This window comes from Desulforhopalus vacuolatus, assembly GCF_016918505.1.
Classification (GTDB): Bacteria; Desulfobacterota; Desulfobulbia; order Desulfobulbales; family Desulfocapsaceae; genus Desulforhopalus; species Desulforhopalus vacuolatus.
Genome location: NZ_JAFFPZ010000016.1, coordinates 26983 through 41503, shown reverse-complemented (window position 1 = coordinate 41503; position 14521 = coordinate 26983). Strand labels below are relative to the sequence as shown.

The window sequence follows — 14521 nt, the reverse complement described above, 5'->3', positions numbered from 1 at the left end:
GGGCATTCTCTTATGGTTTTTTCAGTAATAATTCGTGTTTATTCGTGTCCATTCGTGGTTCCTTTTGTCGTTTGTAACCATGAATGGATAAACAGGAGACAAAACGGGGTATAACTTAATAGGAATGGTATAAGATCAACCTCAGATGAAGGAGAAATCTTTGAACCTGACAGAACACGATAACGAACACAGATGGCAGGGTGGTGTCTTTCCCTCCGTCGACAAAGAAGTCGACGATGCGGGAGAACGCGTCAAAAAAAACAGGGCTGTCTGGGTCTGCACCAACAGACACGGCGGCTGCAGCGAGGGCATCTACGACTCGCTCAACGTCGGGCTTCAGGTGGATGACCAGTATCCGAAGGTGGTGGAGAACCGTCACCGTATCAGCCAGGCCCTCAACCTGAACACTCTGCTCTTTGTTCACCAGACTCACGGCACCACTCTTCTTACCATAGGTAATCTGCAGGGCGGAAGTCTCTACGGGGATATTGATCCTGGTGACGGTTGTGACGGTATGATTACCGCACTGACGCACGTTGGTCTCGCCATCCAGACCGCCGACTGCCAGGCGGTGCTGCTGCATGATCCGGTCCATTCGGTTATCGCTGCTGCACACTGTGGCTGGCGTGGCAGTGTGCGTGGTATCCTGCCAGCTGTTGTTTCCCGCATGGTGCAGGATTTCGACAGTAATCCGGACGATATCCATGCCGTTATCTCCCCGGCCCTCGGTGCCTGTTGTGCCGAGTTTGTTCACTATCACGAGGAACTGCCGGAGAGTTTTCTCCCCTTTCGCTCTGGGAAAAACTTCTTTGATTTCCCTGCCATCTCTACCATGCAGCTCACCAAAGCCGGTCTGCAAAAAGAGAATATCCGTTCCCTGAATATCTGTACCTCCTGCGATGAAAACTACTTTTCCTGGCGGCGGACGGTGCGGGAAGGAGGCAAAACCACCGGCCGCAACTGCAGCGTGATTTTTCTGGACGGAGACGAGAAATGAAGCTGCTTCTCATTGAGGATGACGTCAAGATTGCTGCGTTCATTGAACGCGGGATGAAAGAGGCGGGATTTTCGGTAGACGTTTGTCACGATGGCGAGAGTGGCCTGGAGCATGCCCTTTCGGTGAATTACGATGCTGCGGTGATCGACTTGATGCTTCCCGGTCTCGACGGCCTTTCGGTTATCTCGCAGATGCGGGAGCACCACGTTGATTCTCCGGTGATCATTCTCTCAGCGAAACAGAGTGTTGATGACCGTATCCGTGGCCTGCAGCAGGGCGGTGATGATTACATGGTCAAGCCCTTCTCTTTTTCTGAACTGCTGGTGCGGGTGCAGACTCTTATCCGCCGGGTACACAAAAGCGCGACGCCGATGCAGCTTGCCGTCGGTGCTGTCGAAATGGATTTGCTCAGGCACGAGGTATTCCGCAACGGCGAGAAGGTGGAGTTGCCGACGCGGGAATATGCCCTGCTGGAGCATCTCATGCGTAATCCCGGTATCGTCATCTCCAAGACCTCAATCCTTGAACGGGTGTATGACTACTCCTTTGACCCGCAGACCAACGTGGTGGACGTTCTTGTCTGCCGCCTGCGCAACCGTATCGACAAAGAGTATGAGCCGAAGATGATTCATACCGTGCGGGGTGCCGGTTATGTTCTCAAAGAAAAATAGGTTTGGCCGGGGTGATTTCACCCTCGCTCGGGCAAAAAAGGCACTGCCGCTCTTCCTCCTCCTCGAAGGTGGCGCGGTGGTTATGGTGCTGATCTGCCTCTTCTCCCTTCGTTTTCACCTTCAGACCATCGAAAAAAGTGAGACAGAAAATCTACTTGGCAGGGCGCTCAAAAGCATTGGCGTGGAACGGATGACTGGTTCAAATGTCTCCGCCGGCCTGCAAAGCCTTCCCGGACCTGGCCAGGGACTCACCTTTGTGCGTATTGTCAGGGGGCGGGAGCAGATGCTGCTGGTTGACGGCAGTGTTGATCTCGGATTCAACGAACTTGCCCCGCTTCCTGAGTCGAGCAGCGGGGTGTGGCTTAAAGTCGGTTCCCTGCCGGTTATGACAATTGTCACCCGCCGGTTCACCGACGGTGTGCAGGTCCAGGCGGGCAGGGTGGCGGTGAAGAGTCTCCACCTTTACCACAATATCTGCGGCAACACCCTGCTGGTGCTGGTTTTCTCGGCGGTGTTGCTGTGGTTCCTCAGTCTCTATCTCGTGAAGGTGTCAATCTCCGCGCTGCTGGCGACCCGGAGGAGAGTGGCGGAACTGGCTGCGGGCAGTGATCCGGGCTGCCTTCCTGAAAAGGGGAACGGTCCGGAATTTGATCAGCTCTACTGTGAAATAAACGGGTTGCTGCGTCGCAATCGTCAGCTGGTGATGGAGATGCAGCAGTCCCTCGACAACGTCGCCCATGATCTGCGTACCCCCATGACCCGTCTGCGCTCGGTGGCTGAATATGGCCTTCAGGAGGAGGATCCGGAGCGGCTGCGGGCGGCGTTGTCGGACTGCCTTGAGGAGGCCGAGCAGGTACAGGCGATGCTGCGGGTGATGATGAGCGTGGCGGAGGCGGAGTCCGGCACCATGCGCCTTGAGAAGCAGCAGGTTGATTTGCGTGACAGCCTTTCCCGGGCACTGATCCTCTACGAGTATGTGGCGGAGGAAAAGGAAATTACCCTGAAGCTTGTGGCACCGGAGGCACTGCCGGCGGTGGTGGATGAGACAAGGATGGTGCAGGTGTGGGCCAATCTGCTTGACAATGCCTTAAAGTACGGCTGTCGCGGAGGCTCCGTACGCATTGAGGGATGGGTGGAAAACGGTGTGCGGGTGCGTTTTATTGATGACGGCATGGGGATCTCTGAGAGTGAGCAGGGGCGTATCTTTGAGCGACTCTATCGCGGCGACCGCAGTCGCACCGAGAAGGGACTGGGACTGGGCTTGAGCTATGTAAAGGCGGTGGTGGAGGCCCACGGTGGCAATATCACCGTGCAGAGTGAGTTGAAGAAGGGGGCGGTCTTTGAGGTGATGCTGCCTGGCTGAAGCAGGGCTCAGGGATGGTTTATTTCCATGACGCAGGAGAAGTCGCAGACCAGCGGCGCGTGGTCGGAGAGGGTTATATCAGGGATGAAGAAGTTGTCAATGTGCAGCCCTGCACTGTACAGGATGAAGTCGAGCTGGCGATGGGGAGAGTGGCTGGGCCAGGAGGAGAGGTTTTTGCTGTTGGCACTTCGCAGGCCGGAGGCGGCGAGGAAAAGATCCAGTTCGCGATTCCCCTGGAAGGTATTGAAGTCGCCAGCGATGATGATCTCTTTCTGACTCTTCTCCATCAGCTGCCGCAGCTGCTCAAGCTGAAACTGACGGTGGTTGAACTTGAGACTGAGGTGGACGATGAAGATGCTCACATCCTCAACATCCACCTGAATGACCAGCCGCTTGCTTCCCTGCTCGAAATAGTGATACTGTACGTTGGAGAGCGGAGTGCGGCTGAGCAGGGCATTGGCCTGCAGGTTCATAACCGGCACATGCTGAATGAGGGATTTGTTGTCGTATTTGTTTTCGGCAATGTAGTAGTAACCGAGTCGATCGGCAATGGTTTCCGCCTGGCAACTGTAGCGGGAGCGGTAGGAGCCGGTATCCACCTCCACCAGCGCGGCAATATCCGGGTTAATGTTCTGGGTGAATTTAATGATTTTCTCGACGTTGTTGTCAGTATGTTTGAAGAAGCCGGCGAAGGGAAGGGGAAGATGGTACCTGCTGCCGTGTCCGGTGCCGTAACGGATGTTGTAGAGCAGGAGTCTCATTCTCTAACCTTTTAGAAGAGGGAGTTACACGCCCCGAATTGGGCGGCTTCCTGTAAATCCGCTGTTCTTCAGGGCATCTTTGTGATAAATTGAACCTCCGTAGAGTGTCTTGAGCTTGTTGTCTGCGACGGGATCCACCCGCCCGTAGCATCCCAAAATTAACCACGGAAATACTTTTCTATGATAACCATCAGTACTCGTAAAAGCAAACTTGCCATGTGGCAGACGGAGAGCGTTGCCGCGATGTTGAAGAAGGCTGGACTTGAGAGTGAGATTCTTTCCATGGAGACCCTTGGCGACAAGGTGCTCAATACCTCCATTGCCAAAATCGGCAGTAAGGGAGTCTTCACCGAGGAGCTTGAACAGCAGCTCGCCTCCGGGGAGGCGGATATTGCTGTTCACTCCGCCAAGGACCTGCAGTCGGTGTTGTCGGAGAGTTTTGAATTGATTGCCTTCACCGAGCGCGAAAGGGTGTCCGATGTACTCCTTTCCCGAGGAGAGGTTGATCTCAACGACGCCACAAAACCACTGGTAATCGGCACCTCTTCAGTACGCCGCCGGGCTTTTCTGCGACACCATTTTCCCAATGTCAAACTGGTGGATATGCGTGGCAACCTGCAGACCCGTATAGCCAAGATGGACGCCGGAGACTGTGATGCGCTGATTCTTGCCTACGCAGGGGTACTGCGTATGGGCTATGAGTCAATGATTGTGCACCAGTTTGATCCCGCTGAGTTCATCCCGCCGGTGGGGCAGGGCTGCATTGCCGTGGAATCAGCGGTGGGGCTGGACGCGGAGAAGCGTGCGGCAGTACGTGCGGCAGTAAATAATGAGGAGAGCGAGGTCTGTCTGGTGGCGGAGCGTGCTTTTCTCAAGAAGCTGGAGGGTGGCTGTTCCATCCCCGCCTTCGGCTATGCCACACTGAACGACGGGAAACTGCTGCTGCGGGTGGGGCTGTCGAGCCTCGACGGCGCAGAGATGATTCACCGGGAGGAGACGATTGCGTTGAGTGGTGCAAAACTTGCGGAGGCGGCAGCACTGGGAACCCGCCTTGGCGAGCAGGTGCTGACCTCCGGTGGAAAAAGAATGCTTGCAGAGATCAAGGCCGAGCAGGGCTGAGTATCAGTCCGCCGGTTATGCTGGTGAAATATTGAGCCGCCTGACCGTCATGGTCAGACGGCTTTTGAGGGACAGGAGAAGGGAGACAGGAGACAGGGAAAAGCAAAAGACGGTAAGGCTTTTTTCACCGCGAAGGAACACGAAGGAAGGCAAAAACATTTAATATCATTCCTATTAAGTTATGCCCCGTTTTGTATCCTGTTTATCCATTCGTGGTTACAAACGACAAAAGGAACCACGAATGGGCACGAATAAACACGAATTATTACTGAAAAAACCATAAGAGAATGTCCTTGTAAACCACGGAAAACACGGAATATGAGAGCGTAAAACGCTCAACCCCGACTTTCGGATGACTCCCAAAGTTGATTCATAATTCTGGTGCACTGTACGGCTTAACTTCGGATACAAACGTTTTCGTTTAATGCGTTATCCCTGTTCGTGAAAATTCGTGTCCATTCGTGGTTACAAACTGCAAAAGGAATCACGAATGGACACGGATAAACACGAATTATTACTCATTTGTAATCGCTAAAAAAGATGTCTACGCAGTTACGTTCTCTGGTCAATATAAAATGTAAATGGTGTTACGTCTCGTAGAAAGTGTGCTCTCATTGTGGTACGAAGGGGCGAATTTCTCAATATTTTTCACGATTCTGGTAAAAAGTTGACCTCTGCGGGGGCCGGTGGAATTGGAGGAGCAGTGATGATGGAAAAGAGTAAAGAGTTCAACTTTTGGAACGATCACTCCCGCGTCTTTCTGGCGGCGGCTTATGACTATGAACGCCACGGGGTGATGGGGGATGCCGACTGCGTTGCCGATCAGACCGGTGACTGTGGCGATTCGGTGAAGATTTACCTTAAACTGGACGGCGAAAAAGAAGAAATTGCGCGGATGCAGTTTGAGGTGCGGGGGTGTCGTAATACCAACGCCTGCTGCAACGCTCTCGCGGAACTTGCCGAAGGGCGGAGTGTGGAGGAGGCGTGGAAAATTACCCCGGATGCCGTGGCAGAGCTTCTGGAAACCCTGCCGGCGACCCACTTCCACTGTGCTGAGCTCACCGTGGGGTGTTTCTACCACGCCCTCGGGGATGAGGAAAAATAAAAAGCCGTCCCGTTTCCGGGACGGCTTTTTATTTCTGTCTGCAAACAGACATTCAGACGGTCTTAATAGCGATACATATCTTCTTTATACGGACCTTCAATTTTCACGCCGATATAATCCGCCTGTGCCTTGCTGAGCACATCCAGCTCAACACCGAGACGGCCGAGATGCAGTCGGGCCACCTCTTCATCAAGATCTTTCGGCAGAACCATAACCTTCGGTTCGTAATTGTTTTTGGCAAGGTCGAGCTGTGCCAGCACCTGGTTGGTGAAGCTGTTGCTCATGACAAAGCTGGCGTGGCCGGTGGCACAGCCGAGATTAACGAGGCGTCCTTCTGCGAGCACGATCAGTGATTTCCCGGAGGAGAGTATCCACTTGTCTACCTGCGGTTTGATCTCCACCCGTTTCGCACCGGATGTTTCTTCGAGATAGGTCATCTCAATTTCACTGTCGAAGTGGCCGATATTACAGATAATCGCCTCATCCTTCATGACTTCCATGTGCTCGCTGCGGATGACGTGGTAGTTGCCTGTACAGGTGACGAAAACATCCCCCCGGGGAGCTGCTTTCTCAAAAGTGGTGACTTCATAGCCTTCCATGGCCGCCTGCAGGGCGCAGATGGGGTCAATCTCAGTGACGATTACCCGGGCGCCGAAGCCGCGCATGGACTGGGCACAGCCCTTGCCGACGTCGCCGTAGCCGACAATCACAACAACTTTTCCGGCGAGCATGATATCGGTGGCACGTTTGATCCCGTCTGCGAGGGATTCACGGCAGCCGTAGAGGTTGTCGAATTTGGATTTTGTGACCGAGTCGTTGACGTTATATGCCGGGAAGAGCAGTTCACCGTCTCTGGCCATCTGGTAGAGACGATGGACACCGGTGGTGGTCTCTTCGGAGACGCCGCGAACCTTTTTGGCAATCTTCTGCCATTTCTGCGGATTATTGTGCACTGACTCTTTCAGGCGGTCCATAATGATCTGAAATTCTTTCACATCATATTTCTTGTCGAGAAGAGAGGGGTCTTTTTCCACCTTGACGCCCTGGTGGATGAGCAGGGTGGCGTCGCCGCCGTCATCAACAATGAGGTCGGGACCGGAACCATCAGGCCAGGTCAGCGCCTGCTCGGTGCACCACCAGTACTCATCAAGTTTTTCTCCTTTCCATGCGAAAACTTTGGCGTAGCCTTTTTTCACAATAGCGGCTGCGGCGTGATCCTGGGTGGAAAAGATATTGCAGGATGCCCAGCGGATGTCGGCACCGAGTTCGTAGAGGGTTTGAATGAGCATGGCGGTCTGGATGGTCATGTGGAGACTGCCGGTAATCTTCAAACCCTTGAGGGGTTTTTCATCGCGGTATCTTTCGATCAAAGACATCAGGCCGGGAACTTCCCGTTCAGAGAGCTGCATTTCCATGGAGCCCCACTCTGCGAGGTTCATGTCGGCAATTTTGTGGTTAAGGATGGGATCAACTTGAAGCATTTTTTCCTCCATTTGCGGGCATGTTGCCCTTACGTGCTGTGCTGACCAGTACAGTCAGACCTTTATTAACAGGAAAGGAATGTATTCCTTCCATTTGCATTCCGGCAGTCTGCAGCCAGCTGACAAGCTGCTCTTTGGTGAAACCGAGGCGGCGGTCGCCATAAAGCGTCCGCATCCTCTCATTATTGTGGGCGGTAAAATCGGCGACCACGAGGCGACCGCCCGGGCGCAGTACCCGAATTGCTTCGGCCACCGCCTTTTCGGGGTCGGACAGGTGGTGCAACACCATGGAGATGGCGGCGAAATCCGCCTCCGCATTCGCCAGTGGCAGATGTTCAAGTGCTCCAATGCGCAGACTGGCACGATCGCCGAGCCGTCCTCTGGCCTGTTGCAGCATGCCGGGTGAACTGTCCACTCCGATTACCTTGTCGCAGCAGCTGGCCATTCGCTCCAGCAGTTCGCCGGTGCCGCAGCCGAGGTCGACTCCGCAGGTACAGTGGGAGAGACTGGCGAGTACCTCGCGGTTCAGGTCAAAGTCTCCGAAAATATCTCGCTGCAGGCGTTCCCAATCTTCGGCAATTTCATCAAAGAACGTACGTACCTCGCGGCTGCGTTCAGCCAGCACTTTGCGCACACCCTCCCGGTCGGCGGCAAACTCTTTACTTTCCAGGAGAAAGGAAATTGCTTTGACGTACTCGCCGGCTGTACCCTCATCGCCGATGCGGTAGAAGTTCCACAGTCCCTCCCGGCGCGAGCGGAGCAGGCCGCTTTCGTGGAGGATTTTCAAATGACGTGATACCCGCGGCTGGGAAATGCCGATTGCCCGCACAACTTCGCCCACGCTCAACTCGTGCTTGAGCAGGATGGCGAGAAGTCTGGCGCGGGTAGGATCGGCGAGAGCCTTGCTGAAGGTGTTTATCTGCATAAAATGTCTATATGTATATATCCTTATATAGTATAACAGGCGGACAAAGTAACTCCTGCGATGAATTGCGTCAACCCTTTTCCCCCTTTCACCACCTTCCAGCTTTGTTTCCCTGACAGGGTGCGGTACATTTAAAGAAATAAAGAGATGTTGGATAATCAGCCATACCATCCCTATTTGAGGCAGAGGAAACGTCTGTCGATTCAACCAGGAGAAAACGTATGAATGTTACATTTTATGGCGCGGCGCGCGAAGTCACCGGTTCCTGTCACTGTCTGGTCAGCGGTGAAGATCATATCCTGCTCGACTGCGGTATGTTTCAGGGGAAGAGGAAGGAGACAGAGATGAAGAACAGGGTGCTTCCCATCGACCCGCAGACCATTACCAACGTAGTTCTCTCCCATGCCCATATTGACCATTCCGGACGTCTCCCGCTGCTGACCCGAGAGGGGACCTTTCACGGCCGAATCTACTGCACGCCCCCCACGGCCGATGCCTGTAAATATCTGCTGCTTGATTCCGCCAAGATCCAGGAAGGGGATGCCTCCTTTCTCAACTACCGCAATGCCAAGCACTTTCTCGCCAAGGTGAAAAGCCGTGGCACGGAGGAGCTTACCCAGGCGCAGGCTCAGGAGATTCGCAGCGTCCTCAAATCAAACGACTATGAGGTGCGCGACGAGGTTGTCCTGAACCTGCTTCAAGAACAGCATCTGGAGGTCATTCAGCCGCTCTACAGTACGCAGGATGCCACAAAGTCACTGGCATATTTCTCTGGTGTTCCCTTCGAGGAACCGATGACCGTTGGGCGTGATATCGAGGCAACCTTCTACCCCGCCGGTCACATCCTTGGTTCGGCCTTTACCGTACTCTCCCGGGTGCGTGACGGTGAGCGAATAAATGTCTTTTACAGTGGTGATGTCGGCCGTTTTAACAAGCCGATCATCAATAATCCAACTCTTGATTTCCCGCCTGAACATCGTAAAATAGACCTGATGATTCTTGAATCGACCTATGGTGACCGCTTCCATGAGCCGGTGCGGGATATGAAGGAGAAGCTGAGAGAAGTGGTACAGGAGACCTGGGAGCGGGGCGGTTCCGTAATCATTCCTGCATTCTCCTATGGACGGACCCAGGAGTTGATCTACTTCCTCCACGAGCTGGTGCTGGAGGATGCGCTTCCGCCGATGCCGATATGGGTGGACAGCCCGCTGGCGACTAAAATCACTCGCGTTTTTGGGGAACATCCGGAAAATTATGACCAGGAGACCCACGATATCTTCCTAGAAAAGGGTATTAATCCCTTCGAATTTTCACAGCTTAATTTTGTGCAGTCGGTGCAGGAATCAATGGAACTTAACCGTGACGAGCGGCCCCATATTGTTATCGCCGGTTCTGGCATGTGTGAGGGCGGACGTGTCCTGCACCACCTGCGTCACAAGATCCACAACGAGCGTAATACCGTGCTTATTGTCGGTTATATGGGGCAGGGGACCTTTGGCCGCCTGCTGCAGGAGAAGGGAGAGGCCTATGAAAAGAATGGCCGCAAGGGAGAGCCGCCGACGGTTCGTTTCTACAACAAAGAGTATCCCCTGCGTGCCCATGTCGCGAACCTGCGCGGCTTCAGTGCGCACGGTGACCGCAACGACCTGATGCGCCTGTTGAAGGATTCCGGTCTCGAGGTGAAACGTATCGCCATCGTCCATGGTGAGGAGGAACAGAGCACCGCTTTCGCCAAATACTTGAACAGTGAGGGATTTAACACCGTGATCCCCCGTCGAGGGCAATGTCTTGAAATCTGAGCAGGCCAACGGCAGAAAACTGGAACTGCTTGCTCCGGCAAAGAACGCAGAGATCGGCATCGCGGCCATCAACCACGGTGCCGACGCCGTCTATATCGGTGGCCCCGCCTTTGGTGCCCGCTCGGCGGCGGGCAACTCCCTGGCGGAGCTGGAACGACTGGTGCACCACGCCCGTCTCTTCCATGCCCGGGTCTATATCGCTCTCAATACCCTGTTTGAGGAAAAGGAGCTGGAACGCGCCGCCGCCCTCGCCCGCGATTTCTGGAATATCGGTGCCGATGCCCTTATTATTCAGGATATGGGACTGCTGGAGTGTGATCTGCCGCCCATTCCGCTGCACGCCTCTACCCAGTGCGATACCCGAACGCCGGAGAAGGCTGCCTTTCTTGAGGCGGTTGGTTTTCGCCAGATCGTTCTCGCCCGTGAATTGAACCTGCAGCAGATAGACAGGATTCGCGCGGCAACGACTGTGCCACTGGAGTTCTTTATCCACGGGGCGCTCTGCGTGAGTTACAGCGGTCAGTGCTATATCAGTGAGGTCCTGCAGGGACGCAGCGCCAACCGCGGGGAATGTGCCCAGTTTTGCCGCCACCGCTATACCCTGCGGCGGGAGAACGGGGAACAGCTCGCGGACGGTTATCTGCTCAGCATGCAGGATCTGAATCTCAGTGGCCGCCTTGCTGCGCTGGCCGGTGCGGGTATCTCCTCCTTTAAGATTGAGGGGCGGCTCAAGGACGAAAACTATGTGAAGAATGTGACCGCCAGTTATCGGCGGGAGCTGGATGCTCTGCTCGAACAGGGTGGGGGAGGTGCGGCCTCATCCGGCCGTTGCCTCTTTACTTTTGAACCGAATCTCGATAAGTCCTTTCACCGTGGCGGAACAGACTACTACATTGAAAAAAGGCGTAATCGTGCAGCAGAGATTCATACCCCAAAGGCTACCGGTGAAGCTATCGGGGTGGTTGCGGAGGTGCGTGGAAACGCTTTTCGCCTGAAGAATCCTGTGGTGCTGGCCAACGGTGACGGACTCTGTTGTTTTGACCGCTATGGCGATCTGCAGGGGATGCGCATCAACCGGGTGGACAGTGAGTGGATATCTCTCAAGGAGCAGGTGAAGTTTACTCCCGGCACAGAGCTTTTCCGTAACAGGGATGTGCAGTTCAACCGGGAACTGGAAGGGAGTGAGACACCACGGACCATCGGCCTCTCCATGACCCTGCGCCAGGGTGTGGACGGGGTGCTGCTGGAACTGGTCGATGAAGATGGTTTGTGCAGTGAGAGTGTGCTGACAATGGATTTTGAGCTGGCCAGGCAGCAGGGGCAGGGAGAGCGGTCGGCGAAGAAACAGCTCGCGCGACTCGGTGACAGTTTTTTCCGTCTGAAAAATCTCTCTGTTGAACTTGAGGGTAATCCCTTTCTTTCCGCTGCCCTGCTCAACAACCTGCGCCGGAAGGCGGTTGCCGCTCATGAAGAGCTGCGCCGGAGGGCGCATCCCCGGGAAGAGGCAACAGTGGTACGCAGTGAGACGCCGTGGCTCTCACCTGTTGTTTCGGTGCTGGACAATATCCGCAACAGCCGTGCGGTCGCCTTTTATCGGCGGCATTGTGCGGAGGTGAGCGGAGAGCTTGACGCGAAACAGGTTGAGGGCATGCCGCTGATGCAGACAAAATATTGTGTGAAGTATCAGCTCGGTCTCTGTCCCCATGAAAAAGGCGGCAGGGCAATTGAGGACAGCCGACTCATCCTCGCGGATCAGACCGGGGAGAAGGAGCTGGAGTTTGACTGCCAGCGTTGTGAGATGGTGTTGCGACAGTTGCGATAATTTGATTCAATGAATATTATAGTACTTCTGAGTCGGCGAAAATGTGCCGAAATTTCAATCCCGCTTCGTACACGGCGGACTTAATCACCTTGAAAGGAGTATCCCATGTTTGGAAGGACAAAAGAATTATCGTATGTTGCTGTTCCCGCTGAAGTCACCAGACGGGCTGCATCGGTATTCATGTCAAAATGCTTTGTGTGGATGACAGCCGGTCTTGCTCTCACCGGTGTTGTTGCCATGATGACCGCAGCGAGCGGGCTGGTCTCTTATATATCCCAGCCGATTTTTTTCGGCCTGATGTTTGCTGAGCTTGGCCTCGTCATGTGGCTTTCGTTCAGGGTTGAAAAGATGAGTGCTGCCGTCGCGACGGGGGCTTTTCTTGGCTACTCGGCATTGAATGGTATCACCCTGTCAATCATCCTGATGCTCTACAGTACTGGAACTATTGCCAGTGCCTTTTTTACCGCTTCCGGCATGTTCGCGGCCATGGCTGTCTATGGTCTTGTGACAAAGCGTGACCTCACAGGCATGGGCTCTTTCATGGTGATGGGGCTGATCGGTTTCATTATCGCCAGTGTGGTTAATATCTTTCTTGCCAGCTCTGCTCTGGCCTGGGCATTGAACTATCTCGGAGTGATCATTTTCCTCGGCCTCACCGCCTGGGATGCTCAGAAGATCAAAAGAATTGGTGAAACCGGAATTATGGAAGCCGGTGATGAGGCGATCCGCAAGGGTGCCATCATGGGCGCGTTGACCCTTTACCTTGATTTTATCAACCTCTTTTTGCTCATGCTTCGTCTCCTCAGCGGTGGAAAAGACTGAGAATCCGTTTTTCTGTCTGTGAAAAAGAAAGGCCCCGTTTCCATCTGGAAACGGGGCCTTTCTTATGGGTCTCTTGTGTAATAACAATTACATTTTGTATTGGCGGATTCAAAGGCAGGGGGAAGGGAAAAGGGAGACAGGAGACAGGAGACAGGAACAAGCAAAAGCAAAAGGTTTTTGTAGAGACGCCCAATTTGGGCGTCTTCAGCACAACAGGTGGCTCATCTCACAACAGACGTTTCTGCAATGAATTAATGTATCACACTGTTTGTCCTGTCGTTTGTTGGGGTCAGTAAAAAATGAAAATGGTATAAAATCCTTTTTTTGCATGTTTAGAGTATTTTTGCGTTGGCAAAAAAATCTTTTTGCTGTTCCGTCTTTCACAAGAGTACCTTGAAACAGCCTCATCCCACAAAGAACGTCATCAAGTTTTGTCGCCCTGCTTTTTCCTGCCTCCTTTCTCCTGTCTCCTGTCTCCTTTTTCCCTTTTTGTCTTTGTTTTTTTCGCCCATATTCTTCGTTCCCTACAGGGAGATGCGGAAGGGATGGGCAGGGTAGGTACCCATTACGGTGAGGTTTTTCGCGAAGAAATGCAGTTCCTCAAGGGCCATCTGCAGCGAGCGGCTTTCAATATGGCCCTCAACGTCCACATAGAAACGGGCAACGTTGAAGTGGTCGTCCACATAACTTTCCAGCTTGACCATCTGGATGTTGTTGGTGGCAAAACCACCGAGTGCCTTGTAGAGCGCAGCGGGGATATTGCGTACCTCGAAGAGAAAGGTGGTAAGGAAGCGGATATTTTCCTCATACATTGGCACGAAGTTATCGCGGGAGAGGATGAGAAAACGGGTGGTGTTGAGGTTGTTGTCCTGAATATCTCGATCCAGGATGTCCAGCCCGTAGAGTTTCGCGGCCAGTTCCGAGGCAATGGCCCCCTGGGTGGGGTCGTTGTCCTTTTTCAGATTGGCGGCACCGCTGGCGGTGTCGGCAGCGACATGGGTGGTGAAATTGTGGTCGTGGATATAGTTGCGACACTGGGGCAGGGCGTGAATGTGGCTGTGGATATCGGTGATCTCTTCAAGCTTTGCTCCCGGCAGTCCGACAAGGCAGTGGCTGATGGGTTGAAAGTGTTCACCAACGATATGCAGCCGACTCTCCGGCAGCAGGTGATGAACGTCGGCTACCCGTCCGGCAATGGTGTTGTCCACTGGAATCATGGCGAGGTCGGCCTGCTTTTCCCGGACGGCGTGGAAGGCGTCATCAAAGGATTTGCAGGGAACAGTTTCCAGATCGGGGCGGGCGGTACGGCAGGCGAGGTCGGAATAGGCTCCGGCGATGCCCTGAAAGGAGATAGATGTATAGTGCATGGGGCTGTTTATCTGGTCAAAGGTTTGATTTGTCATTTCAGTATAGACTTTACTTATACGGGTGAATACGTGGTGCCAGCTGCTGTGCGCGATGATGGACTGACTCTCCAGTTTTTCCTTCATGCTCAGCTGCGGCGATTGTGTGATCTTGTCCACCAGGGTGCGGAGAGTTTTGTACAACCTGCTCTGCAGCACTTTCTGGTCACTCTTTTTCGGCATGCCAGGGCTGGCTGGATCGGGCAGGGCGACAATCTCTGCAGGGTTGCTTTCGGCCCTGCCGGGCAACTCC

General features: G+C 53.9%; 12 protein-coding genes. 8 read left to right on the top strand and 4 right to left on the bottom strand.

Translation table 11 applies throughout. The features are described 5' to 3' along the window. Positions 1-160 precede the first annotated feature (160 nt). The 3 genes from pgeF to JWG39_RS10810 are packed head-to-tail and all read left to right on the top strand — an operon-like array spanning position 161 to position 3031. Entirely contained in the window at positions 161-997 is an 837-nt protein-coding gene (gene pgeF / locus JWG39_RS10820; RefSeq protein WP_205219413.1) for a peptidoglycan editing factor PgeF, read from the top strand. Further along, complete coding sequence (locus tag JWG39_RS10815) at positions 994-1668, top strand: winged helix-turn-helix domain-containing protein (RefSeq protein WP_205219412.1); 675 nt, start codon at positions 994-996, stop codon at positions 1666-1668. The genes pgeF and JWG39_RS10815 overlap by 4 nt, the downstream gene beginning before the upstream one ends. Beyond that, entirely contained in the window at positions 1649-3031 is a 1383-nt protein-coding gene (locus JWG39_RS10810) for a sensor histidine kinase (RefSeq protein ID WP_205219411.1), read from the top strand. The genes JWG39_RS10815 and JWG39_RS10810 overlap by 20 nt, the downstream gene beginning before the upstream one ends. Before the next feature lie 8 nt (positions 3032-3039). Here JWG39_RS10810 and JWG39_RS10805 read toward each other — a convergent pair whose 3' ends face one another. Further along, positions 3040-3792, bottom strand: a complete 753-nt coding sequence (locus tag JWG39_RS10805; RefSeq protein WP_205219408.1) for an endonuclease/exonuclease/phosphatase family protein — start codon at positions 3790-3792, stop codon at positions 3040-3042. A gap of 180 nt (positions 3793-3972) precedes the next feature. On the opposite strand from JWG39_RS10805, the gene hemC reads away from it, so the two are divergent. Then, a complete protein-coding gene (gene hemC, locus JWG39_RS10800; protein WP_205219407.1) occupies positions 3973-4911 on the top strand; it encodes a hydroxymethylbilane synthase in 939 nt (312 codons plus the stop codon). Positions 4912-5617: 706 nt separating this feature from the next. Continuing rightward, positions 5618-6016: an iron-sulfur cluster assembly scaffold protein gene (locus tag JWG39_RS10795; RefSeq protein ID WP_205219406.1), complete on the top strand. Its 399-nt coding sequence runs from the start codon at positions 5618-5620 to the stop codon at positions 6014-6016. A gap of 62 nt (positions 6017-6078) precedes the next feature. On the opposite strand, the gene ahcY is transcribed toward JWG39_RS10795, so the two are convergent. Both ahcY and JWG39_RS10785 read right to left on the bottom strand, forming a co-directional pair. Beyond that, on the bottom strand, positions 6079-7497 hold the full coding sequence (gene ahcY / locus JWG39_RS10790) for an adenosylhomocysteinase (RefSeq protein ID WP_240192097.1): 1419 nt from the start codon (positions 7495-7497) through the stop codon (positions 6079-6081). Then, the gene (locus JWG39_RS10785; protein WP_205219403.1) at positions 7484-8422 is read right to left on the bottom strand and encodes an ArsR/SmtB family transcription factor; all 939 of its coding nucleotides are present in this window, start codon (positions 8420-8422) and stop codon (positions 7484-7486) included. Before JWG39_RS10785 ends, ahcY begins: the two co-directional genes overlap by 14 nt. Positions 8423-8643: 221 nt before the next feature. On the opposite strand from JWG39_RS10785, the gene JWG39_RS10780 reads away from it, so the two are divergent. From JWG39_RS10780 to JWG39_RS10770, 3 genes are all read left to right on the top strand, one after another. Next, positions 8644-10221, top strand: coding sequence for an MBL fold metallo-hydrolase RNA specificity domain-containing protein (locus JWG39_RS10780; RefSeq protein ID WP_205219402.1), 1578 nt, complete (start codon positions 8644-8646; stop codon positions 10219-10221). Continuing rightward, positions 10211-12043, top strand: a complete 1833-nt coding sequence (locus JWG39_RS10775; RefSeq protein WP_205219401.1) for a peptidase U32 family protein — start codon at positions 10211-10213, stop codon at positions 12041-12043. The genes JWG39_RS10780 and JWG39_RS10775 overlap by 11 nt, the downstream gene beginning before the upstream one ends. A 105-nt stretch (positions 12044-12148) precedes the next feature. Beyond that, positions 12149-12865: a Bax inhibitor-1/YccA family protein gene (locus JWG39_RS10770; RefSeq protein WP_205219400.1), complete on the top strand. Its 717-nt coding sequence runs from the start codon at positions 12149-12151 to the stop codon at positions 12863-12865. Between the two features lie 524 nt (positions 12866-13389). On the opposite strand, the gene JWG39_RS17095 is transcribed toward JWG39_RS10770, so the two are convergent. Next, positions 13390-14232: a prephenate dehydratase gene (locus JWG39_RS17095; RefSeq protein WP_369130610.1), complete on the bottom strand. Its 843-nt coding sequence runs from the start codon at positions 14230-14232 to the stop codon at positions 13390-13392. Positions 14233-14521: the final 289 nt, after the last annotated feature.

Coding starts and splice junctions, on each gene's coding strand:
- JWG39_RS10815 (WP_205219412.1), top strand. CDS start 994: ATGAAGCTGCTTCTCATTGAGGATGACGTCAAGATTGCTGCGTTCATT.
- JWG39_RS10810 (WP_205219411.1), top strand. CDS start 1,649: ATGTTCTCAAAGAAAAATAGGTTTGGCCGGGGTGATTTCACCCTCGCT.
- JWG39_RS10805 (WP_205219408.1), bottom strand. CDS start 3,792: ATGAGACTCCTGCTCTACAACATCCGTTACGGCACCGGACACGGCAGC.
- hemC (WP_205219407.1), top strand. CDS start 3,973: ATGATAACCATCAGTACTCGTAAAAGCAAACTTGCCATGTGGCAGACG.
- JWG39_RS10795 (WP_205219406.1), top strand. CDS start 5,618: ATGATGGAAAAGAGTAAAGAGTTCAACTTTTGGAACGATCACTCCCGC.
- ahcY (WP_240192097.1), bottom strand. CDS start 7,497: ATGCTTCAAGTTGATCCCATCCTTAACCACAAAATTGCCGACATGAAC.
- JWG39_RS10785 (WP_205219403.1), bottom strand. CDS start 8,422: ATGCAGATAAACACCTTCAGCAAGGCTCTCGCCGATCCTACCCGCGCC.
- JWG39_RS10780 (WP_205219402.1), top strand. CDS start 8,644: ATGAATGTTACATTTTATGGCGCGGCGCGCGAAGTCACCGGTTCCTGT.
- JWG39_RS10770 (WP_205219400.1), top strand. CDS start 12,149: ATGTTTGGAAGGACAAAAGAATTATCGTATGTTGCTGTTCCCGCTGAA.
- JWG39_RS17095 (WP_369130610.1), bottom strand. CDS start 14,232: ATGCACTATACATCTATCTCCTTTCAGGGCATCGCCGGAGCCTATTCC.